Below are 20,199 nucleotides of genomic sequence, written 5' to 3'. Positions count from 1 at the left end.
GCCTGATTTTCCGTTCTTGCCGACACTGCCGTTTCCGTTGGGGCGTTCCCCGGCGGCCGAAGGCGCCTCCCCATCCTGCAGGACCTGCAGGTGACCGCCGGGGAACGCGTGTTACTGCTCCGCGCCGTACATGTCGAAATCGAAATACTTGTCGTTGATTTTCTTGTAAGTGCCGTTGGCGCGGATCGCCTGCAGCGCGGCGTTGAAGGCGTTAAGCAGCGCGGTATCCTCTTTGCGCACCCCGATGCCGTCGCCGACGCCGAAGTACTTGCTGTCGCTCAATTCGGCGCCGATAAAGGCAAAGTCTTTGCCGCCGGGCGTTTTGAAGAATTCGCTGGCGCTGACGCTGGCCAGCAGCGACGCATCCAGGCGGCCGTTGGCCAGATCTTCGTTCACCTCCTGCTGGCTTTGGTAGGCGACCACGTTGACGCCGGCCGGCCGCCAAAGCGCGTTGGCGTAGGTCTCCTGGCTGGAACCTTGCTGCACGCCGACCGATTTGCCCTTCAGCGAGGCGGCTGTAGGCTGCAGATTGCTGCCTTTATGCGCCACCAGCCGCGCCGGGGCGTTGGAGACTTTGCTGGAGAAAGCGATCTGCTGCCGGCGCTGCGGCGTAATGGTCATCGACGAGGCGATGGCGTCGAACTTCTTCGCCTGCAGGCCGGGGATCATGCCGTCCCAGCTGCTTTCCACCCACACGCATTTGGCCTGCATCTGGTCGCACAGCGCCTGGGCGATATCGACGCCGAAGCCGGTCAGCTTGCCCTGCGGATTTTTATACTCCAGCGGCGGAAAGGTGGGATCGATGCCCAGCTTGATCACTTTGCCGCTGAATTCACCGCTCAGCGCGGGAAAACTCGCGGCCAGCGGCAGCAGCAACAACAGCCCTTTGATGATTTTCATGTCGTTTCCTCTGTGTTGGCGATTAAACCGCGGGGCGAGCCAAAAAGCGCTCGACCAATTTGACCCAGTAAGTGGCGCCCAGCGACAGACTGTCGTCGTTGAAGTCATAACCGGGGTTGTGCAGAGAATTGTCCGGCGTGGCGGGGCCGTTGCCGATAGAGATGTAGCTGCCCGGGCACTTCTCCAGCATAAAGGCAAAATCTTCGCTGGCGGTGAACGGCCGCAGCGTGGGGATCACCCGGCTCTCTCCGGCCCATTCCAGCGCCACCGCGCGCGCCAGTTCGGTTTCTGCCGGGTGGTTCACCAGCACCGGGTAGCCGTGCTGATAGTCGATCTCCGCGCGGGCGCCGAAGCTGGCGGCCTGCGCCGTGACCAGTTCGGTGATGCGCTGTTCCAGCCGCGCACGCACCGCCGCCGTCAGCGCGCGCACGCTGAGCGTCAGGGTGGCGGTCGCCGGGATCACGTTGGCGGCCTGGCCGGCCTGCATCGCCCCCACGGTGACGATCGCCGTTTCCTGCGGATCGATATTGCGCGCCACGATGGTTTGCAGGCTCATAACGATGGCTGCGCAGGCCACCACCGGATCGACGGTGCTCTGCGGCACCGCGCCGTGGCCGCCGTGGCCGTGCAGGGTGATGTGCACCGTATCGGCCGAGCACATGAAGGGGCCGCCGGCGAAGCCCAGGTGGCCGGTGGGTAAGCCGGGCACGTTGTGCATGGCGAACACCGCGTCGCAGGGGAAGCGCTCAAACAGGCCGTCTTCGATCATCACTTTGGCGCCGCCGCCGCCTTCTTCCGCCGGCTGAAATATCAGGTGCAGCGTGCCGCAAAAGTTCGGCTGCCGCGCCAGATAGCGCGCCGCCGCCAGCAGCATGGCGGTGTGCCCGTCGTGGCCGCAGGCATGCATCACCCCGGAATGGGTGCTGGCGTAAGGCAGTTCGGTGGTTTCGGCAATCGGCAGGGCGTCCATGTCGGCGCGGATGCCGAGCGATTTTCCCGGCCCGCGCTGCAGTGTGGCGACAACGCCGGTTTGTCCTACGCCGCGCGTGACGCGGTAACCCCATTCCTCCAGCCGCCGCGCCACCAGATCCGAAGTGGTGAACTCCTGGAATCCCAATTCCGGGTGGGCGTGAATATGGCGGCGAAGGGCGACCATCTCATCATGAACGGCGGCGATCTCAGGCAGTAGCAGTGAATGCATCATCACGGTCTCCGGCAAAAGGGTCCCGGCCAGTGGGCGGGGAACGGGGCAGAGGGGATAGGCATCGAGACTAGCAAACTCCGTTTTTGCCGGGTAGCCGCCGTTCGGTTATGCTGACAATCTATGATTGTCAGGAGGTGGACATGAAACTGCACCAACTGCAGGCGCTGGTGGCCAGCGCCGACAGCGGCAGCATTCGCGCGGCGGCGCGGCATCTGGGGCTGTCGCAGGCGGCGGTGACCCGCGCACTGCGCGAACTGGAGCAAGAACAGGCGCTGCCGCTGCTGATCCGCACGCCGACCGGGCTGGGTTTTACCCCCTACGGCAAAACCCTGCTGGCGCACGCCCGGCTGGTGCTGAACCAGTTGGAGCAGGCGCAGGGCGAAATGGCGGCGCTGCGCGGGAGTGCGGCGGATCTGGTCAAGGCGGCGATCACTCCCTGGCTGATGCTGACGGTGCTGCCGCCGGCGGTGATGGCGTTTCGCAGCAAGGTGCCGGCGGTGCGGCTGGAACTGTCGGAAAGCCTGATGGCCAACGCCCAGTCGCAGCTGCGCGAGGGCACGATGGATTTCGCCATCACGCCGCTGCCGGCGTCGTCGGCGCCGCAGGAGTTTCACTGCGAGCCGCTGCTGGAGTATGAAACGGCGTACATGGTGCGGCGCGGCCACCCGCTGGCGCACAGCACCTCGCTGCATCAGCTGCTGGAGCAGGATTGGGTGATGAGCTATACCCAGGAAAGTTTCGATGCGCTGCTCGACGAGGTGTTCCACCGCCACGGCGTGCGCCTGCCGCGCCAGCGCATTATCCAGGCGCATTCGTTCGGTATGCTGCAGGCGCTGGTGGAGTCCGCCGAGATGTGTACCTGGTGCCCGCGGCCGATCGCCGCGCTGCCGCAGTTTGCCTCCCGCGTGCAGCCGCTGGCGCTGCGGGAGAGCTGCCAACCGGCGCAGCTGAATATCGTCACCCGGCGCAACAGCATTCTGAACGCCGCCGCCCATGCGTTTATCGACACGCTGGTGCGCACCCTGCGCCAGCAGGCGCGATCGTCGCGGCCGGAAGATCGTCAGATCTACGATCGCGTGCGCCTGCTGATTTAGCGGATCTGCCCGGATCGCCGATCCCGTAAATGGGATCGCGATCCGCATTTGTAGCATTTTTAGCCGCAATGTTAACGAACTGTGATTTTGCTCAAATAATTATTTTTGCAGCTTTGGTTATATGTCGCTCTATGTTCACGTTGTCATTTTTAGTTATCGGGATGTGTAATGGTTAATTTGTTGAAATTTATAATTTTATAACTCAGTTTGTTTTTTGTTTGATAAAAATGACAACGTCAACATTTATAATGTTCAAGCGTTTAACGAGAATATTGGAGGGATAGATGAGCCAGTTGCCGGAAAAAATGCGCGCGGTCGTTTGCCACGGCCCGCAGGACTACCGTTTCGAACAGGTGCCCACGCCGCTGCCGAAGGCGCGCGAGCTGGTGATCAAGGTGGAAGGCTGCGGCATCTGCGCAGGCGACTGCAAGTGCAAGAACGGTGCGCAGATGTTTTGGGGGGAGACCCCGTGGGTCAAACCGCCGGTGGTGCCGGGACACGAGTTCTACGGCCGCATCGCCGCGCTGGGCGAGGGCGCGGAAGGCAAATACCGGATCGGTGAGCGGGTGATCGCCGAGCAGATCGTGCCGTGCTGGGAGTGCCGTTACTGCAAATCCGGCAGTTACTGGATGTGTGAGACGCATAACATTTACGGCTTCCAGAAAGACGTGGCGGAGGGCGGCATGGCGGAATACATGCGCTTTTCCGAGAACGCCATCGTGCACAAGATCCCGGAAAGCCTGAGCCATGAAGACGCGGTATTGATCGAGCCGATGGCCTGCGCCATTCACACCGTGGCGCGCGGCGACATTCAGCTGGACGACGTGGTGGTGCTGGCCGGCGCCGGGCCGCTCGGGCTGTGCATGGTGCAGGTGGCGCGGCTGAAAACGCCGAAGAAACTGATCGTGATCGACGCCATCGACGAGCGGCTGGCGCTGGCGAAGGAATTTGGCGCCGACGTGGTGATCAACCCGCTGAAGGAAGACGCCGACCAGATCGTCAAATCGCTGACCGGCGGCTACGGCTGCGACGTCTACATCGAGGCCACCGGCGCGCCGATCGGCGTCACTCAGGGGCTGCAGATGATCCGCAAGCTGGGCCGCTTCGTGGAGTTCAGCGTGTTCGGCAAGGAAACCACCGTCGACTGGTCGATCATCGGCGATCGCAAGGAACTGGACATTCGCGGCGCGCACCTGGCGCCCTACAGCTATGAGATCGCCATCGATCTGTTCGAGCGCGGGCTGGTGACCTCAAGCGGCGTGGTGACCCACAGCTATTCATTGAATGACTGGGACGAAGCCTTCGCCCTGGCGGACTCGACCGACTCCATCAAGGTGATCCTGGTTCCCTGACCCTCCCGCCGTACCGCTGTTGCAGTCACGATCGCCGGCCCGCTCCGCAATGGAGGGGCCGGCCGGTCGGCCAAACGTAAAGACATGCTGTTGCTCTGATAACCACAACAAGAAGCTTCCCTACAGGAGAATTGGCTATGTTTTCATTATTCAAAAAGACCCTGCCTTTTATCGTCGCCGGTGGAATGTTGGCGGCCAGCCATGGGGCGCTGGCCAAGCAAATCACTATCGGTATGTCGTTCCAGGAAATGAACAACGACTACTTCGTCACCATGAAGCAGGCGCTGGATCAGGCGGCGGCGGATATCGGCGCCAAGGTGTACGTGGCCGATGCGCGCCATGACGTCGCCAAACAGATCGGCGACGTGGAAGACATGCTGCAGAAGAAGGTGGATATCCTGCTGATCAACCCGACCGACTCGGTGGGGGTGCAGTCGGCGGTGATCTCCGCCCATAAGGCCGGCGCGGTGGTGGTGGCGATCGACGCGCAGGCCGAAGGGCCGCTGGACTCGTTCGTCGGCTCGGAAAACTACGACGCCGGCTTCCAGGCGGGCGAATACCTGGCGAAAGCGCTGGGCGGCAAAGGCAAGGTGGCGATCCTCGACGGCATCCCGGTGGTGCCGATCCTGGAGCGCGTGCGCGGCTTTGAAGCGGCGATGAAGAAATACCCCGACATCAAGATCGTCACCAAACAAAACGGCAAGCAGGAGCGCGACACCGCGCTGACCGTCACCGAAAACATGCTGCAGTCGGCGCCGGATCTGGCGGGCATCTTCAGCGTCAACGACGTCGGCGCGCTCGGCGCCCTGGCGGCGATTGAAAGCAACGGCGCCAAGGTCAAGCTGGTGAGCGTCGACGGCCAGCCGGAAGCCATCAAAGAGATCCTCAAGCCGAATTCGCCGTTTATCGCCACCTCGGCGCAGTTCCCGCGCGACCAGCTGCGCATCGCGCTCGGCATTGCGCTGGCCCGCTACTGGGGCGCCACGGTGCCGAAAACCGTGCCGGTCAAAGTGAAGCTGATCGACCGCAGCAATGCGGCCGGCTTTAGCTGGTAACAGCGGCAGGTTCGCCCCGCTGCGGCGGGGCGTTCGGCGCGGAGGGCAATGCGGTGACACCTTTACTGGAACTGAAGCGAATAAAAAAGAGCTTTCCCGGCGTGAAGGCGCTGGACGGCATCGATCTGGCCATTCAACGCGGCGAGGTGCACGCCCTGCTGGGCGAAAACGGCGCCGGCAAATCGACGCTGGTGAAAATCATGTGCGGCATCCATCAGCCGGACGAGGGCGACATTTTTATCGACGGCGAGCAGCGCCGCTTTAACAACTATCGCCAGGCGATCGAGGCTGGGGTCGGCATTATTTTTCAGGAATTCTCGTTGATTCCCTACATGAGCGCCATCGACAACATCTTCCTCAACCGGGAGATCAGGAACCGCTGGGGCCTGCTGGATCGGCGGGCGATGCGGCGCAAGGCCGAGGCGATCTTCAAGCGGCTGACGGTGGCTATCGATCTCGATTGCCCGGTGGAGCAGCTGAGCGTGGCGCAGCAGCAGTTCGTTGAGATCGCCAAGGCGCTGTCGCTGGAGGCGCGGGTGCTGGTGCTGGACGAACCGACCGCCACGCTGACGCCGGGCGAGGCCGAACACCTGTTCAGCGTGATGAACGATCTGCGGCTGCTGGGCGTTGGCATGGTGTTTATCTCGCACCATTTGGACGAGATCTTCACCATCTGCGATCGCATCACCGTGCTGCGCGACGGCGCCTACATCGAAACGCTGGCCACCGGCGACACCAACGTGGAAGAGCTGGTGCGGCTGATGGTCGGGCGCAAAATCGAGAACGCCTTCCCGGTGAAACAGCATCCGGTTGATACCGAGACGGTGCTGCTGGAGGCGGAGATCCAGCGCGAGAAGCACGGCGCGACGGATCGTTTTCGGCTGCACAAGGGCGAGATCCTCGGCTTCGCCGGGCTGGTGGGCTCCGGGCGCACCGAGACCGTCTCGGCGCTGATCGGCGCCAGCCGCTGCCACCGCAAACGCGTCAGCCTCGGCGGCCAACCGGCGGCGCTGCGCTCCCCGGCGCAGGCGCTGGCGCAGGGCATCGGCCTGCTGCCGGAGAGCCGCAAAACCGAGGGCCTGGTGCTGCCGTTTTCGGTGGCGCAGAACATCACCCTCAACCGGCACCACCGGCGCGGCAAGATCTTCGTCAGCGCCCGCAAGGATCGCGACGTGGTGCAGCGGCTGATCCGCGCCGTGGGGGTGAAAACCCCGGACGCCGAGACCGCCGTCAGCACCCTGAGCGGCGGCAACCAGCAGAAAGTGGTGATCGCCCGCTGGCTCAACAACGACTGCAACATCCTGATCTTCGACGAGCCGACGCGCGGCATCGACGTGGGCGCCAAGGCCGAGATCTACCAGCTGATGCAGCAACTGACCCAGCAGGGCATCTCCATCATCATGATTTCCTCCGAACTGCCGGAGATCATCGGCGTGTGCGACCGCGTGCTGGTGTTTCGCGGCGGCCACATCGTCGCCGAGCTGACCGGCGACGACATCGAATCCAACCACATCATGCTTCACGCGACCGGGAGTGCCTTATGATCGGAATTGAACAACCCGCCGTGGCGCGCCGCGCCGCCGGCCCCAGCCTCGGCAAGCGCTGGGAAAAACTGCTGCATCACCCGGCGGTTTTGCCGTTTATCGGCTTCGCTGTCCTGTTCGTGCTGATGAGCCTGCTGAACGACAGCTTCCTCAGCGTCAACAACCTGACCAACGTGGCGCGCCAGGTGTCGATCAACGCCATCATCGCGGTGGGCATGACCTGCGCCATCCTGACCGGCGGCATCGATCTCTCGGTGGGGCCGGTGATGGCGCTGGCCGGCTCGGTCGCCGCCGGGCTGATGCTGGCGGCGGTGCCGATCCCGCTGGCGATGGTGGCGGCGCTGGCGCTCGGCGCGCTGTTCGGCCTGGCCAACGGCGCCTGCATCGCCTACCTGCGCATGCCGCCGATCATCGTCACCCTGGCGTCGATGGGCATCGCCCGCGGCCTGGCGCTGCTCTATACCGGCGGCTACCCGATCTCCGGCCTGCCCGACGTCTTCTCCTTCTTCGGCCGCGGCACGGTGCTGGGCATCCAGGTGCCGATCCTGATCATGCTCGGCGTGTATGTGCTGGCCTGGCTGATGCTCAACCAGCTGCCGTTCGGCCGCTACGTTTATGCGATGGGCGGCAACGAAGAGGCGGCGCGCCTGAGCGGCATCCGCGTGCCGCGCTACAAGATGCTGGTCTACGTGATCAGCGGCCTGACCGCCGCGCTGGCCGGGCTGGTGCTGACCTCGCGCCTGATGAGCGGGCAGCCCAACGCCGGCGAAGGCTTCGAGCTGGACGCCATCGCCGCCGTAGTGCTGGGCGGGGCGGCGATCTCCGGCGGGCGCGGCGCCATCGTCGGCACGCTGGTGGGGGCGATGATGCTCGGGGTGCTCAACAACGGCCTCAATCTGATGAACGTGTCGCCGTATATCCAGAACGTGGTGAAGGGCGGCATCATCCTGGCCGCCATCTACCTCAGCTCCGTGCGGCGTAAATAGGAGGCGCGATGTCAGTCTTTCTTGGCATAGACGTCGGCGGCACGGTGATCAAGGCCGGGCTGTACCGGGCAAGCGGCGAAGAGCTGGCGATCGCCGAGCGCGACGGCGCGGCGATTGCCGCCCAGCCGGGCTTCAGCGAACGCAATATGGACGCGCTGTGGGATGACGTTTGCACGGCGATCCGCCAGACGCTGCACGCGGCGGGGCTGGAGGCCGGGCAGGTACGCGGCGTCAGCTTTTCGGCGCACGGCAAAGGGCTGTACGCCATCGATCGCCACGGCAAACCGGTCGGCAACGGCATCCTCTCTTCGGACAACCGCGCGGCGGCCATGGCGGCTGAGCTGCGCCGCGCCGGGGTGGACGCGCAGACCTACCCGCGCAGCCTGCAGCCGCTGTGGCCCAGCCACCCGGCGCTGCTGCTGCGCTGGCTGAAGCAGCGGCAACCGGCGCAGTACGCCGCCGTCGATCGCATCCTGATGGCGCACGACTACCTGCGCTTTCGCCTCACCGGCGAGGCGGCGGCCGAGGTGACCAACATCTCCGGCAGCAACCTGTTTAACCAGCGCAGCGGCGCTTACGATCCGGCGCTGATGGCGGCCTTCGGCATCGAAGAGGCGCAGGAGAAGACCGCGCCGGTGATCGGCTCGGCGCAGCTGGCCGGGCGGGTGACGGCCGCTGCGGCGGCGCAGTGCGGCCTGCGAGCGGGCACCGCGGTGTACGGCGGACTGTTCGACGTGGTGGGCGCGGCGCTCAGCTCCGGCGTGGCCGACGATCGCACGCTCAGCGCGGTGGCGGGCACCTGGTCGATCGCCACCTGCGTGACCGATCGCATCATTCCCGCCGATTACCCCTACGCCTGGGGGCGCTACTGCATCGACGGCCGCTATTTCGTGCACGAAGGCAGCCCGACCTCGGCCGGCAACCTGGCCTGGTTCCTGCGCCAGTTCTGCGCCGACGACCGGCAGCGCTACGCCCAGTTCAACGCCTGGGTGGCCGAGCGCCGCGAGCAGCCCAGCGGGCTGCTGTTCCTGCCGTATCTGTACGGCTCCAACCTCGGCGGCAACACGCCGGGCGGCCTGATCGGCCTGAGCGCCCACCACGAGATGGCGGACGTGGTGCAGGCGATCTACCAGGGCATCGTGTTCTCGCACCTGATCCATCAGGAGCGCATGGTGCAGCTGAACCCGCGCATCGAGCGGGTGCGCATGACCGGCGGGCCGACGCAGTCCGAGGTGTGGATGCAGATGTACGCCGACGCCGGCAACCTGCCGCTTGAGGTGGTGGAAACGCGCCAGAGCGGCTGCCGCGCCGCCGCCCTGTGCGCCGCCGTCGGCGCCGGGGAGTACGCCGGGTTCGCCGAAGCGATCGCCGCCGCGCCGCCCAAGCTGCGCTGTTATTATCCCGCGACCGCCGCCCATCGGCGCCTGCGCGCCCAGCAGGCGCGCTATCTGGCGGTCGCTCAGGCTTTGAGTGAGGTGACTGATGCAAACGACTAACGCCGCCTGTCTGGGGCTGTATGAAAAGGCGCTGCCCGCCGATCTGAGCTGGCCGCAGCGGCTGGCCACCGCCGCCGAGCTGGGCTTTGAATTTGTGGAGATGTCGATAGACGAACAGCCGGCGCGCCAGCAGCGGCTGGATTGGGATCGCCGCCAGCGGCTGGCGTTTATCCAGGCGCGGCTCGACAGCGGGGTGACGGTGCCGAGCCTGTGCCTGTCGGCGCACCGGCGCGATCCGTTCGGCAGCCACGATGCCGCCACCCGCGAACGGGCGCGGGGGCTGATGAGCAAGGCGCTGGAACTGGCGACGGATCTCGGCATCCGCAACATCCAGCTGGCGGGCTACGACGTCTATTACGAACCCGCCGATCGCCACAGCCGCGAGCGCTTTATCGAGGGCATGCAGTGGGCGGCGGCGCAGGCCGCCAGGGCGCAGGTGATGCTGTCGGTGGAGGTGATGGATACGCCGTTCATCAACAGCATCAGCAAATGGCGCGACATCGCCCGCCACGTCAACAGCCCGTGGTTCACGGTGTATCCCGATCTCGGCAACCTCAGCGCCTGGGGCAACGACGTCGCCGCCGAGCTGGCGCTGGGCATCGGCAGCATTACCGCCATACACCTCAAAGACACCGTGGCGGTGGGGCCGGGCAGCGCCGGGCAGTTCCGCGACGTGCCGTTCGGCGAAGGCTGCGTGGATTTCGCCCACGCTTTTTCCGTGCTCAACGCGCTCGGCTATCGCGGCCCCTACCTGCTGGAGATGTGGGCGCGCGAAGACGGGCAGGATAAGCAACGCATCGCCCAGGCCAAGGCCTGGCTCGAACAACAAATGAATGATGGAGGCATCGCATGCTGAACGAACTCAAGCGGCAGGTGCTGGCCGCCAACCTCAGCCTGCCGGCATACGGGCTGGTGACCTTTACCTGGGGCAACGTCTCGGCGATCGATCGCCAAAGCGGGCTGGTGGTGATCAAGCCTTCGGGCATCGCCTACGAGGCGATGACGCTGGAGGATTTGGTGGTGGTGGATCTGGAGGGCAAGGTGCGCGAAGGGCATCGCAAACCCTCATCCGACACCGCCACCCACCTGGCGCTGTACCGCGCCTTCGCCGACATCGGCGGCGTGGTGCACACCCACAGCCGCAACGCCACCATCTGGGCGCAGGCCGGGCAGCCGATCCCGGCACTGGGCACCACCCACGCCGACTACTTTTACGGCGACATTCCCTGCACCCGGCCGATGAGCGAGGCGGAGATCGCCGGGGATTACGAGGGGGAGACCGGCAAGGTGATCATCGAGACCTTCAGTCAGGCGGGGCGCGATCCGCAGCAGGTGCCGGGGGTGCTGGTATACTCCCACGGCCCGTTCGCCTGGGGCAAGGACGCGGCGGATGCGGTGCACAACGCGGTGGTGCTGGAGGAGGTGGCGATCATGGCGATGGCGACGCGCCAGCTGGCGCCGGCCATCGCCCCGATGCAGCCGGAGCTATTGGACAAACATTTCCTGCGCAAGCACGGCAAACACGCCTACTACGGGCAATAGCGCCCGTCAGCGATTCAACAGCGAGCCGGTGAAGAACTCTCTGCGCACCGGCAACTCGCCGCGCGGGCTGTTAATGGCGCTGAACAGCAGCTCTGCGGCGATCTCCCCCAGTTTCTGCGTATCGTGATACACCCCCGGAATGTGCAGGCCGTAAGCGCCGGCGCGCGGCGGCTCGTCGATCGAGAAGAACTTCACCTGCTGATAAAGCCCCATCTCGTGGCAGATAGCGATGGCGCCCAGCGTGATGATGCCGTTCAGGCCGATGATGTAATCCGGGCGGCTCTCCGGCTGCGCCAGATAGGCGCGCACCTCGCTCTCTTGCGAGGTGAAATCGTAGTCGCCGTTGATGATATGAATCTCACGGCCGCTGCCCTGCAAGGCCGCGACGATGCCGGCGGTACGCGTTAGCGTAATTTCCGAATCCGCCGGGCCGCCGATAATCAGCAGCTTCTGCTCCGGCTGCTCCGCCAGATAGCGCCCGGCCAGCACGCCGATCTCGCGGTTATCGAGGAACACGCCGCTCAGCTGCTGATCGTAGAGATCGCGGTCGATCAGGATCAGCGGCACGCCGTACACCTCGGCCAGCTCGAGATAGGCGGGGCGGTAGCGCTTGTCGTCGCGCACCGCCGAGAGCAGGATGCCGCGCGCCTTGTAGCCGAACAGCGCCTGAATGGCGCGCATTTCCGCCTCTTCGCTGCCGTCGGTGTCGAACAGCATGATCTGGTAGCCCTGCTGGCGCGCAATGCGCGACACGGTCTTGATCAGGCCGGAATAGAACGGGTTGTACATGCTGCTGGTAACGATGCCGATAATCTGGCTGCTGCTGCTTTTCAGCCCCTGCGCGAACGCGTTGGGCACATAGTTCAGCTCCTTGGCGATGGCGTGAATGCGCTCGCGAGTTTCCGGCTTGACCAGCTCGGGCTTATTGAAGGCGCGGGAAACGGTGATATTGGTCACCCTGGCGCGGCGGGCGATATCCACGATAGTGGCATTGGGATTGGCTTTCGACACCGTCTTTCCTTGCGTTATGCCTCAACAGATCCCTTATTGTAGGGAAAGGGCGGGGGCGGTGCTAGGGGGAATGGGGGGGATGGTTGGGTGTTTTGAAGTGGGAAAGGGAAAACAACGAAATGAAATTAATAATTTCATTTATTTATTAATTACGAATTGAATCATTTTATGTGGCTATATTTTGTTGGCGGGGAGCTTGGTAAGGTGTGTTTTATGGTCGGAGCTAGGTGTCAATGGCTGCTTTGTGCCAACAGCGGAAGTTGGAGTGCCAGAGCCTCTCTAAAAGTCGATGGTTCTTTTTGCAGGGATACTTACAATATTTTCTCAAAAATTACAATGTATTATTTAAAAAATCCTTTTGCATATCAAGTCCTGATGCAACTTATATTTTTTGTAATAGTTTGATATGGTTATTGCATGTGCCTAATCTAAGCATCCTTGGTAGCCAAAGTGATTTTAAATGACATCCTTAAAATATCTGAATCAATTACATCTCCGTTCCACTACATATTCAAGAGGAAACTCTCTCATTATTTATATCAAAAAAATATTATTGGGATTCTAACCAGTATTAATGATATAAAACTACGAGAACGTTATAGACCGCTCGATTTGATTGATGCCAGAGAGTTTAGAGGGGTAATAAATTCACTTTTCCAACCTGGTGACTATCACTTTTCTACAATGGATATCGCTGTTGCAATTAATATTGCAATAGCGCATTATTGCGACAATGAATTTAACAAACATAGCCATGAAATTATTGATTTCTCATATCACTTATCAAGTGAAATAAAAGAGTCAATAATTAAGAGCAAAGTAATGCGAGATGGTCTAATTGATTATGGGAAAAACATTAACCTAATTGATGTAAATTCAGAGCGGACAGCAATTGAAGATCTATTCAAAAACAAGAAGGATTTATTTAAGCATTACTTCTCAACATTTAACAACACTAACTTTAATCATAGCATTAGAATCTGGCATCAAAGTAATGATAATGCTTGGGTCGATTGGGCCGAAAAAAACTCTATAAGCATAAACATCAATCCATACAAAATTCGTGAGGGTTTCTTTTTAGTCGGTTTCGATTATTTTGATATTACAAATAATGAAAGTTTGCATGTTGCCAGCAACAAAGATGGATATGAATATTTTAATAAACACTTGGAAAATAGTTCATATGTATGGATGCGGTAGGAAAGATAAAAAGTAAATGCAAAAAAACGGGCAAATGATCATTAGCAAGAATGAAATGCCGCCTATCAAAGCAACAAACCAGCTCCAACAGCGCTGGAGCGATGGTGGTGAGGGGCGCTCATTGGACAAAAACAGCAATCCCCGCTTAAGAGCGAACGGACCAACAACGCAGGCGATGCTCCCCACGATCGGCTACCTATAACAACACCGCAAATCTAACAGCGACGCTTCATTACCCAACCCCCCTCCACAACCCCGGCAACAACCCCAGCGTCTCATCAATCAGCGCTCGTCGGTCATTGCCCGGTTTCCAGATGGTCACCATGGTTTGGCTGATCCCCTGGCTGCCGACTTCGGTGCGCAGCGTGTTGACGTTTTTCCACTGCTCGGCATGCATATGCGTCGGCAAGAATCCCCAGCCGCAGCCCTGTTCGAGCAGGGCGCGCAGCATCTCCAGCTCGTTAGTAAATATTGTATGCCCGGAAATTTGCAGGCGGCGCGCCACGGGTTCGTCAGAATCCGGGTGCATAATTACCTGCGGAGTCAGGGAGAGTTCCAGCAGCGAAAGCGGCTGTTCCGCGCCGGGGAAAAGCGCTTTGGCGGCGTAAAAATCCATCTCTATCGCCCCTAGGGCGCGCCACTCCATGGCGTCGCCTACGCTGCGGTTGCGCGCCTGGCAGATGCCCAGATCGGCCTGGCCGCTTGCCAGCAGGCTTTCAGCTTCGTCGCGCGAGGCGTTAATCAGGCTCAGGCGCGTGTTGCGTTGAGCCATGGCGGCAATCAGCGCTTGCAGCAATGCACGGGGCGTGAAGGGATCGTAGACCAGCGAGATTTCCTGCGCCGTGCTCTTCGGCACGTCTTTGGCAAACGCCTCAAACGCTTTCACTTGGCGCATAAGCAGGTGCGCCTGGCGCTGCAGCTGTTCGCCCTCCGGCGTTAGGTGCAGGCTGCGCCCCTCGCGCAGGAACAGCGCATAGCCCAAGCCATCCTCGAGAAAATCAATCAAATCGCGCAGCGTCGTGCGGTCTTTGCCCAGCTTGAGCGCGGCTTTCGCCAGGCTGCCGTGCTCGGCCACGGCGGTGAAGGCTTCCAGTTGGGCAAAGGAATAAATCAGGCTTGGCACGCGGCTCTCCCGTCGATTTTGCGGGGGATTTTCCCCCATCAGGCGTTTTTTATTATAGGCCGCGTTTTTTTAAGCTGAACGCCTTCATGAGCTAAGCGAGAAAAAATATGAAAAGCAAAGTGTTTAACCGCAGCCTGCTGGCGGGCGTTGTCATCAGTCTCTGCAGCGGCCTGTTGGCGCCCGCTGCGCTGGCCGCCTGTGCGGGCACCGAACTCAGCGCCTGTCCCGCACCTTTTGATGCGCAACTGCCGGACACGCACAAGATGCTCACCTGGAGCCAGAGCGACCGGGTGATCGGTTTTCGTAACGACTACCGCAACTATGCCGGGGATGTGTTTCATCACGGCAGTGCCACACCGCTGGTGGCTGCCGCTAAACAGCTAACGAATGCCAGCTATCAGGTGAATGGCAAAACCTACAGCCTGCAGGATTATCTTCAGCGCCAGAACGTCAGCGGCATGCTGGTATTGAAAGACGGCAAAATCGCCTGGAAATATCTGGGGCAGGGCAATACCGACGCCACGCTGTGGACGTCGCGCTCGGTGGGCAAATCCGTGGTCGCCACGCTGGTGGGCGTGGCGATTAAACAGGGCAAGATCCGCTCGCTCGACGATCTCATCACGCAATACGAACCCGATCTGAAAGGCACCGCGTGGGACGGTGTGACCCTCAGGCAGCTGATCACTCATACCTCCGGCGTGGCGTGGAATGAGGATTACACCAACCCGAAATCGGACTTCGCGCAGCTGACCGAGTGTGAAGCCAAACCCGGCACCTATGCCTGCGTGCGCAAGCTGGTGGCCGGCCTGCAGCGTGCGCATCCGGCTGGGCAGAACTGGTCTTACTCCTCCGGCGGCGCGTGGCTGCTGGGCGATGTGCTGGAGCGCGCCACCGGCATGCCGCTGGCGACCTATCTGGAACAAAGCATCTGGCAGCCGTACGGCATGGCGAGCGACGGCGTGTGGCATGCCTACGCCAAAGGCCAGCACGACGTGGGCGCGCACGGCTTTAACGCCACGCTGGAAGACTGGGGGCGCTTCGGTGAGTTCATTCTGCATAACGGAACGTTGCCGAACGGCAAACAGATCTTGCCGGAAGATTGGGTAGCCCAGTCGTCCAACTGGACGCGGGCTGCGGGCTCTGTGTCGGCGGCGCATCCCAACGGCATTTACGGATTCCAATGGTGGAACAACGAAGTGCCGGTGAATGCGACTAACGTAGAACCCGCTCCGCAGGCCTCCCTGCAACATTCCCTGTGGGCGCTGGGGATCTTCGGCCAGATGATCATGGTCAATCAGGCGGAGAATCTGGTGATCGTCCAGTGGTCCACCTGGCCGCAGGCGGAGCCTTCTTTCAGCGCGCAACCGCTGGAGGCATCGCTGATGTTTAGCGCGATAGCGAAGGAATTGCGTTAACCCCGGCAACTATCGACAGAGCGAGCAGGGGCGGTTGCCATTTCGCCCCTGAGCGGCATATTCCATGCCTTCGACGCTGACCTTAAGGGAGTCTCAATTCTCTACAGGTAGAGGAGGCCAGTCTCCACCGTTTTTAATTAGTAACTCTTTTATCTTGTTAATTTTCTCCTTATCCTCGGCATCGCCTACCCCTCTATCTATAAAGCGCTGAAGCTGATTACCCATAGTCCAACCAAACTTACCCTTGATTTTACTATCTGCACCTCTCTCTAACAAAAGAATCGTATGGTCAAATGAATGAGAATCCAGTGAGCTTATTAACAAGGTGTTTCCCAATGAATCTCTTGTGTTTATATCCGCACCATAATCCAACATCACCTTTAAAGTTTCAGTGTTTTTCGCGTCTAATGCTTCGAATATAATTGGCTCGTTATGAACTTTATCTCTAGGATTCGGTGGTAACCCACCATCCAACATTGCTTTTATCCAGACGTCTTTATCGCCCTGCAGGACAAACTCAGCTGGACTGCTTCCCCCTTCCGGTCTGGGCTGCAACGGGTCTGCACCCGCTTTAACCAAATCAGTAATAATCCTCAGTCTTTTTGGCGTGTTTTTATCATAGATTGAGTTTAGCACCGACCAAAACAGCAGGGTCATGTCCGCCTTAACCGGTCGATTCAGTTCTTGCTTACTTATTGAAGGAAGCTTTTCTTTCAGTTTCACTTCATCGCCATCATAAATTAGCTGTGCGACTTCCAGCTGCCGGCCTTCAAAAAAATCCTGTGGCTCATATTCCATGCTTTTGTTGCATCCTTGCACCATGAGGACAGTAAACAGTAGCGCTATTGCCATTATCAATTTGCTCATATTCTCCCCCTGATAGTGGCGACATCCTCGTCTTTCTGATCTTCAATCATCAGGTGAAATAATATCATCGGCGATATACAGCAGTTTCAAACTGGAAAACATAGTGTGTCTCTTCCTTTGCTTGCTGCGTCTTGGCCTGTTCAGGCGGGCGCTCGCACTCCTTGCACTCGATCGAGCCCTGAGGGGGCATGTTATCGAACGGCAGTTAGCGATAGCTAACGGCGCATAGGACACCAAATAAGGGATAATAACGGCTCAGGCCAATTTGTAAAGCCGGCCAACTATTAACCGGAAAGTTCTTGTTTTCTAAAGGCTGCTGTAGGGTGTTAACTTCGCCGCTCAAATCGATAAACCAACGCCAGGATCAGTAGCGGCGGGGAAACGCCCCTGTTTCTGTCCTTAACATTATCAATCTTTGCCATACCAGGATTTAAAATACTTCAGGAAACTGTAGGCTACGGCATAAAACCCAGTGACGGCGCCGACTTTGCCTTCCTTCCATGCGCCGCTCAGGACATACCATTTGAAAAAGGCGCCGATCGCGCTAACGACGCCACGAAATATCGAGGGCCTAATGTTTCTGTATTTTACTACCCTTGTCGTATAGCTATTGAGCTTGTTGAATATTTCATGGAGAGAGTAAAAGGTATCGTGCTTAACATTGCCGGGAATGACCGACGTGTGAATATAGCCTTCAGCGGCATCATCTACCGGAGCATCATTGAACCTGACCTGCGTTCTATTGAACAGCCGAACGGGGTAGTCCGGTGAGGAGATGGGATAAATCGTTCTGACTGGCTGTCCGAGAACAAACCAATTCCTTTTGATTCTAAAGGCTTGCTGTGGCGGTGGGTTTTCCTGCGCTTTGAATTTTAAAATGGATGCTATGGTTTCGGCATCAAGGATTTCGTCGCTGTCCAGGCACAACACCCAGTCATGATGAGCTTGAGAAATCGCAAAGTTCATTTGCCGTCCGTGAGTCTCGAAACGATGATAAATAGGGCTTATTCCAAAGCTTTGGCAAATAGACAGCGTTTTATCCGTACTGCCGGAGTCCACCACAATCCACTCATCCGCAATGCCCATGAGTGGAGAAAGCACCTCGTGTAATAAACGAGAGGAGTTAAAAGTCAGTATACAAACAGCTATCTTTGCCATTAACTAACATCCTTAAAAATCGCGAGCAGGTGAGTGCGTGATGTTTTCTCTGGAATGGAAATTGCGATTCTCTTCTTATCCCTTATCAACCTCAGAAAATGCTTAACCCCGCCGGTCAAACCGATAAACCAGCGCCAGCGCCAACGCCAGGAGCAAAAGCGGCGGGGCGAGGGCGGTGAAGGGCGCGTTGAGGGCGAACAGCAACCCCAGGTTGAGAACGATCTGGTAAGCGATGTAGGTCAGCAGCCCGATGATGACGCCAAGCGCTAGCCGGCTGCCCATGCCGGGGGCGCGCGGGGCGGTGAAGGTAAACGGGATGGCCAGCAAAATCATCGCCAGCACCAGCAGGGGCTGGCCGAGTTTTTTCCACAGCGCCAGGCGGTATTCGGTGCTGGGTTGCCCCGAGCCTTGCAGGTAATCGATATAGCGATCCAGCTGTTGGAGCGAGAAACTGCCTGCCGGCAGGGTCAGCTCTTTCAGGCTTGGCACGGCGAACAGTGAGCGCCAGAGCAGGCTGTCTTGTCGCGCAATCGTCTCCTTTCTGCCTTGCCAGCTTTTCTGCATCACGTTGTGCAGCAGCCAGCTGCCGTCGGCGGCGGTGCTGGCGCTGTCGGCGTAAATGTAAGACTCCAGCGCGCGGTTGGCTTGATAACGGAAGATCTCAATGCCGTGGGGCTGGTCGTTCTCATCGACGGTCTTCACTGTCACAAACTCGTTGCCGCGCCGCGCCCACAGCGGGTTAACGGTAACGTCGTTATTATTCGACTGCGCCAGGGCGTTATTCTTCATTTGCAGCGCGCGTTGCTGCAGCGGCGAGGCGGCCCATTCATCGAGGGCGCCGAGCGAGAGGTTCATCAGCAGCCCGGCGGCGAGCATCACCAGCGCGATGCGGAATATCGACATCCCGGCGGAACGGATCGCCGTCAGCTCCAGGCTCTTGGAGAGCTGCCCCAGCCCAACGATGCCGCCGAGCAGCGCGATAAACGGCCCCAGATCGACCAGGCTGCGCGGCAGGGTCATCACGGTCACCAGCAGCGCCTGCTGCCAGCGGTAGCCGCCCGGGGTCACGTCCTCCAGCTCGTTGATCAGCGTAAAGGTGGTGAACAGCGGGATGAGCAGCCCGGCCGCGGCGGCGAAGCCGATGAACACGTTGCGGATCAGATAGCGGCTAAAAATAGTCATCGGGCAGTTTTCCGCAGCAGAGATAGGTCGCGCGCCAGCAGCAGGGCGATGCCGACAGCCATCGCTATCGGCACCAGCCAAACGCCGGGGATCGTCGGCAGAGAGCCGTTGGCCACCAGCGTGCGGCAAATGTTGCCGCCATAGAAAATCACGGTAAACAGAACCGTGAGGGGCAGCAGCGCGGCGTAGCGCCCCTGCCGCGGCTTGATGCGGCTAAAGGGGATCGCCAGCAGCACCATCAGCACGGTGGTCAGCCCGCGGCTCTCGCGCCATTGCAGTTCGGCTGCGTCGCCCGGATCGGCGGAGCGCGCCAGTTCCGCCGGCGAGGCCGACTTGTGCCGGCTCTCGGCGCTGGGCACGAACGGTTTGAGCGCGATGTCGAAGTTGTCGTAGTTCTGCCCGTTGTCGTCGGCGCCCTCACGATCCAGCACATAGGCGGTGCCGGTTTTCAGCCGCACGGCGGGGCTGACGGGGGAGGCGTCGAGCACCTCCACCGACTGCGCGCGGTACAGGTTGGTGTGATGGCCGCCGCGCACATAAATCAGGGCGTCCGTCAGGTGGTTGGCCGTTTTGTCGACGTGACTGGCGAGGATCATGCGGCCGTTGCCGCTGACGTTGAATTTGTCGGCCTGCAGGTGGCTCACGTCCAGCACCGATTGCGACTGTTGCTGCAGCTGATAAATATTGGCGTACGCCCAGGGCCTGCCATACAGCGACAGCAGCGTGACCGCTATCGCCAGCGGCACGGCGAGTATCAGCACCGCCTTGTACAGCCGCAGCGGGCTGGCGCCGGCGGCCAGCATGGCGGTGATCTCCGCATCGCTGTACATCTGGCTCAGCGCGACCGCCACCGAGACATACAGCGCGACGGGCAATATCATCTCCAGCGCGATCAGCGATTTATAGAAAACCACGTCGGCCACCACCCGCAGCGCCAGCGTGCCGTTGGCGGCGTCGGTCAGGTAGCGCTGAGCGGAGTAGCTGGCGAACATGAAGATCAGAAACCCGGCGATCATCATCACCAGGCGGCGGATCTCAACCGTGATATAGCGTTCAATCAAAGACATGCG

Annotated in this window: 19 protein-coding genes; 11 read left to right on the top strand and 8 right to left on the bottom strand. The window is 60.2% G+C overall.

The features are described from left to right. Positions 1-111: 111 nt before the first annotated feature. Positions 112-900, bottom strand: a complete 789-nt coding sequence (locus tag ACOWVD_RS16010; protein ID WP_021505905.1) for an ABC transporter substrate-binding protein — start codon at positions 898-900, stop codon at positions 112-114. A 22-nt stretch (positions 901-922) separates the two neighbouring features. Further along, on the bottom strand, positions 923-2,104 hold the full coding sequence (locus ACOWVD_RS16005; RefSeq protein WP_421105681.1) for a M20 aminoacylase family protein: 1,182 nt from the start codon (positions 2,102-2,104) through the stop codon (positions 923-925). Positions 2,105-2,244: 140 nt separating this feature from the next. On the opposite strand from ACOWVD_RS16005, the gene ACOWVD_RS16000 reads away from it, so the two are divergent. The 8 genes from ACOWVD_RS16000 (at position 2,245) to araD (ending at position 11,173) form a co-directional block, all read left to right on the top strand. Next, positions 2,245-3,198, top strand: coding sequence for a LysR family transcriptional regulator (locus ACOWVD_RS16000; protein ID WP_049189182.1), 954 nt, complete (start codon positions 2,245-2,247; stop codon positions 3,196-3,198). 284 nt (positions 3,199-3,482) lie between these two features. After that, the gene (locus ACOWVD_RS15995) at positions 3,483-4,550 is read left to right on the top strand and encodes a zinc-binding dehydrogenase (RefSeq protein ID WP_033632578.1); all 1,068 of its coding nucleotides are present in this window, start codon (positions 3,483-3,485) and stop codon (positions 4,548-4,550) included. Between the two features lie 137 nt (positions 4,551-4,687). Continuing rightward, entirely contained in the window at positions 4,688-5,605 is a 918-nt protein-coding gene (locus ACOWVD_RS15990) for an ABC transporter substrate-binding protein (RefSeq protein WP_015378502.1), read from the top strand. A gap of 53 nt (positions 5,606-5,658) precedes the next feature. Beyond that, a complete protein-coding gene (locus ACOWVD_RS15985; protein WP_015378501.1) occupies positions 5,659-7,149 on the top strand; it encodes a sugar ABC transporter ATP-binding protein in 1,491 nt (496 codons plus the stop codon). Beyond that, complete coding sequence (locus ACOWVD_RS15980; protein ID WP_004935592.1) at positions 7,146-8,135, top strand: ABC transporter permease; 990 nt, start codon at positions 7,146-7,148, stop codon at positions 8,133-8,135. The genes ACOWVD_RS15985 and ACOWVD_RS15980 overlap by 4 nt, the downstream gene beginning before the upstream one ends. A gap of 8 nt (positions 8,136-8,143) precedes the next feature. Further along, entirely contained in the window at positions 8,144-9,631 is a 1,488-nt protein-coding gene (locus ACOWVD_RS15975; RefSeq protein ID WP_273890015.1) for an FGGY-family carbohydrate kinase, read from the top strand. Beyond that, positions 9,618-10,487, top strand: coding sequence for an L-ribulose-5-phosphate 3-epimerase (locus ACOWVD_RS15970; RefSeq protein ID WP_273890014.1), 870 nt, complete (start codon positions 9,618-9,620; stop codon positions 10,485-10,487). The genes ACOWVD_RS15975 and ACOWVD_RS15970 overlap by 14 nt, the downstream gene beginning before the upstream one ends. Continuing rightward, positions 10,481-11,173: an L-ribulose-5-phosphate 4-epimerase gene (gene araD, locus ACOWVD_RS15965; RefSeq protein WP_033651896.1), complete on the top strand. Its 693-nt coding sequence runs from the start codon at positions 10,481-10,483 to the stop codon at positions 11,171-11,173. The genes ACOWVD_RS15970 and araD overlap by 7 nt, the downstream gene beginning before the upstream one ends. Before the next feature lie 6 nt (positions 11,174-11,179). On the opposite strand, the gene ACOWVD_RS15960 is transcribed toward araD, so the two are convergent. Next, a complete protein-coding gene (locus ACOWVD_RS15960) occupies positions 11,180-12,184 on the bottom strand; it encodes a LacI family DNA-binding transcriptional regulator (protein WP_421105680.1) in 1,005 nt (334 codons plus the stop codon). A 450-nt stretch (positions 12,185-12,634) separates the two neighbouring features. On the opposite strand from ACOWVD_RS15960, the gene ACOWVD_RS15955 reads away from it, so the two are divergent. Beyond that, positions 12,635-13,384 carry a hypothetical protein gene (locus ACOWVD_RS15955; protein ID WP_126191957.1) on the top strand — a complete coding sequence of 250 codons (750 nt, stop codon included), beginning with the start codon at positions 12,635-12,637 and terminating at the stop codon, positions 13,382-13,384. Between the two features lie 16 nt (positions 13,385-13,400). After that, a complete protein-coding gene (locus tag ACOWVD_RS15950) occupies positions 13,401-13,586 on the top strand; it encodes a hypothetical protein (protein WP_126191958.1) in 186 nt (61 codons plus the stop codon). 30 nt (positions 13,587-13,616) lie between these two features. On the opposite strand, the gene ACOWVD_RS15945 is transcribed toward ACOWVD_RS15950, so the two are convergent. Beyond that, the gene (locus tag ACOWVD_RS15945; protein WP_306377566.1) at positions 13,617-14,507 is read right to left on the bottom strand and encodes a LysR family transcriptional regulator; all 891 of its coding nucleotides are present in this window, start codon (positions 14,505-14,507) and stop codon (positions 13,617-13,619) included. Between the two features lie 107 nt (positions 14,508-14,614). Here ACOWVD_RS15945 and ACOWVD_RS15940 point away from each other — a divergent pair, with 107 nt between their 5' ends. Next, positions 14,615-15,922: a serine hydrolase domain-containing protein gene (locus ACOWVD_RS15940; protein ID WP_164095665.1), complete on the top strand. Its 1,308-nt coding sequence runs from the start codon at positions 14,615-14,617 to the stop codon at positions 15,920-15,922. 93 nt (positions 15,923-16,015) lie between these two features. Here ACOWVD_RS15940 and ACOWVD_RS15935 read toward each other — a convergent pair whose 3' ends face one another. The 4 genes from ACOWVD_RS15935 to lptF all read right to left on the bottom strand — a co-directional run bounded on the left by ACOWVD_RS15935 (position 16,016) and on the right by lptF (position 20,196). Beyond that, on the bottom strand, positions 16,016-16,789 hold the full coding sequence (locus ACOWVD_RS15935; protein ID WP_197763380.1) for an ankyrin repeat domain-containing protein: 774 nt from the start codon (positions 16,787-16,789) through the stop codon (positions 16,016-16,018). Positions 16,790-17,197: 408 nt separating this feature from the next. Then, positions 17,198-17,947 (bottom strand): glycosyltransferase family 2 protein, encoded by a 750-nt coding sequence (locus ACOWVD_RS15930; RefSeq protein WP_049242484.1) that lies wholly within the window; start codon positions 17,945-17,947, stop codon positions 17,198-17,200. Positions 17,948-18,049: 102 nt separating this feature from the next. After that, a complete protein-coding gene (lptG, locus tag ACOWVD_RS15925) occupies positions 18,050-19,129 on the bottom strand; it encodes an LPS export ABC transporter permease LptG (protein WP_164095667.1) in 1,080 nt (359 codons plus the stop codon). After that, complete coding sequence (gene lptF / locus ACOWVD_RS15920; protein WP_421105679.1) at positions 19,126-20,196, bottom strand: LPS export ABC transporter permease LptF; 1,071 nt, start codon at positions 20,194-20,196, stop codon at positions 19,126-19,128. The genes lptG and lptF overlap by 4 nt, the downstream gene beginning before the upstream one ends. Positions 20,197-20,199 lie beyond the last annotated feature (3 nt).

The organism is Serratia sp. SA088, assembly GCF_049065515.1.
In the GTDB taxonomy this organism is placed as follows: Bacteria; Pseudomonadota; Gammaproteobacteria; order Enterobacterales; family Enterobacteriaceae; genus Serratia; species Serratia nematodiphila.
The sequence above is the reverse complement of the archived record's forward strand: the minus strand, read 5'-3'. Positions and strand labels throughout refer to the sequence as shown.

Excerpts from the sequence above, each read along its gene's own strand:
- ACOWVD_RS16010 (WP_021505905.1), bottom strand. The coding sequence starts at position 900 with ATGAAAATCATCAAAGGGCTGTTGTTGCTGCTGCCGCTGGCCGCGAGT.
- ACOWVD_RS16005 (WP_421105681.1), bottom strand. The coding sequence starts at position 2,104 with ATGATGCATTCACTGCTACTGCCTGAGATCGCCGCCGTTCATGATGAG.
- ACOWVD_RS16000 (WP_049189182.1), top strand. The coding sequence starts at position 2,245 with ATGAAACTGCACCAACTGCAGGCGCTGGTGGCCAGCGCCGACAGCGGC.
- ACOWVD_RS15995 (WP_033632578.1), top strand. The coding sequence starts at position 3,483 with ATGAGCCAGTTGCCGGAAAAAATGCGCGCGGTCGTTTGCCACGGCCCG.
- ACOWVD_RS15990 (WP_015378502.1), top strand. The coding sequence starts at position 4,688 with ATGTTTTCATTATTCAAAAAGACCCTGCCTTTTATCGTCGCCGGTGGA.
- ACOWVD_RS15980 (WP_004935592.1), top strand. The coding sequence starts at position 7,146 with ATGATCGGAATTGAACAACCCGCCGTGGCGCGCCGCGCCGCCGGCCCC.
- ACOWVD_RS15975 (WP_273890015.1), top strand. The coding sequence starts at position 8,144 with ATGTCAGTCTTTCTTGGCATAGACGTCGGCGGCACGGTGATCAAGGCC.
- ACOWVD_RS15970 (WP_273890014.1), top strand. The coding sequence starts at position 9,618 with ATGCAAACGACTAACGCCGCCTGTCTGGGGCTGTATGAAAAGGCGCTG.
- araD (WP_033651896.1), top strand. The coding sequence starts at position 10,481 with ATGCTGAACGAACTCAAGCGGCAGGTGCTGGCCGCCAACCTCAGCCTG.
- ACOWVD_RS15950 (WP_126191958.1), top strand. The coding sequence starts at position 13,401 with ATGCAAAAAAACGGGCAAATGATCATTAGCAAGAATGAAATGCCGCCT.
- ACOWVD_RS15940 (WP_164095665.1), top strand. The coding sequence starts at position 14,615 with ATGAAAAGCAAAGTGTTTAACCGCAGCCTGCTGGCGGGCGTTGTCATC.
- ACOWVD_RS15935 (WP_197763380.1), bottom strand. The coding sequence starts at position 16,789 with ATGAGCAAATTGATAATGGCAATAGCGCTACTGTTTACTGTCCTCATG.
- ACOWVD_RS15930 (WP_049242484.1), bottom strand. The coding sequence starts at position 17,947 with ATGGCAAAGATAGCTGTTTGTATACTGACTTTTAACTCCTCTCGTTTA.
- lptG (WP_164095667.1), bottom strand. The coding sequence starts at position 19,129 with ATGACTATTTTTAGCCGCTATCTGATCCGCAACGTGTTCATCGGCTTC.
- lptF (WP_421105679.1), bottom strand. The coding sequence starts at position 20,196 with ATGTCTTTGATTGAACGCTATATCACGGTTGAGATCCGCCGCCTGGTG.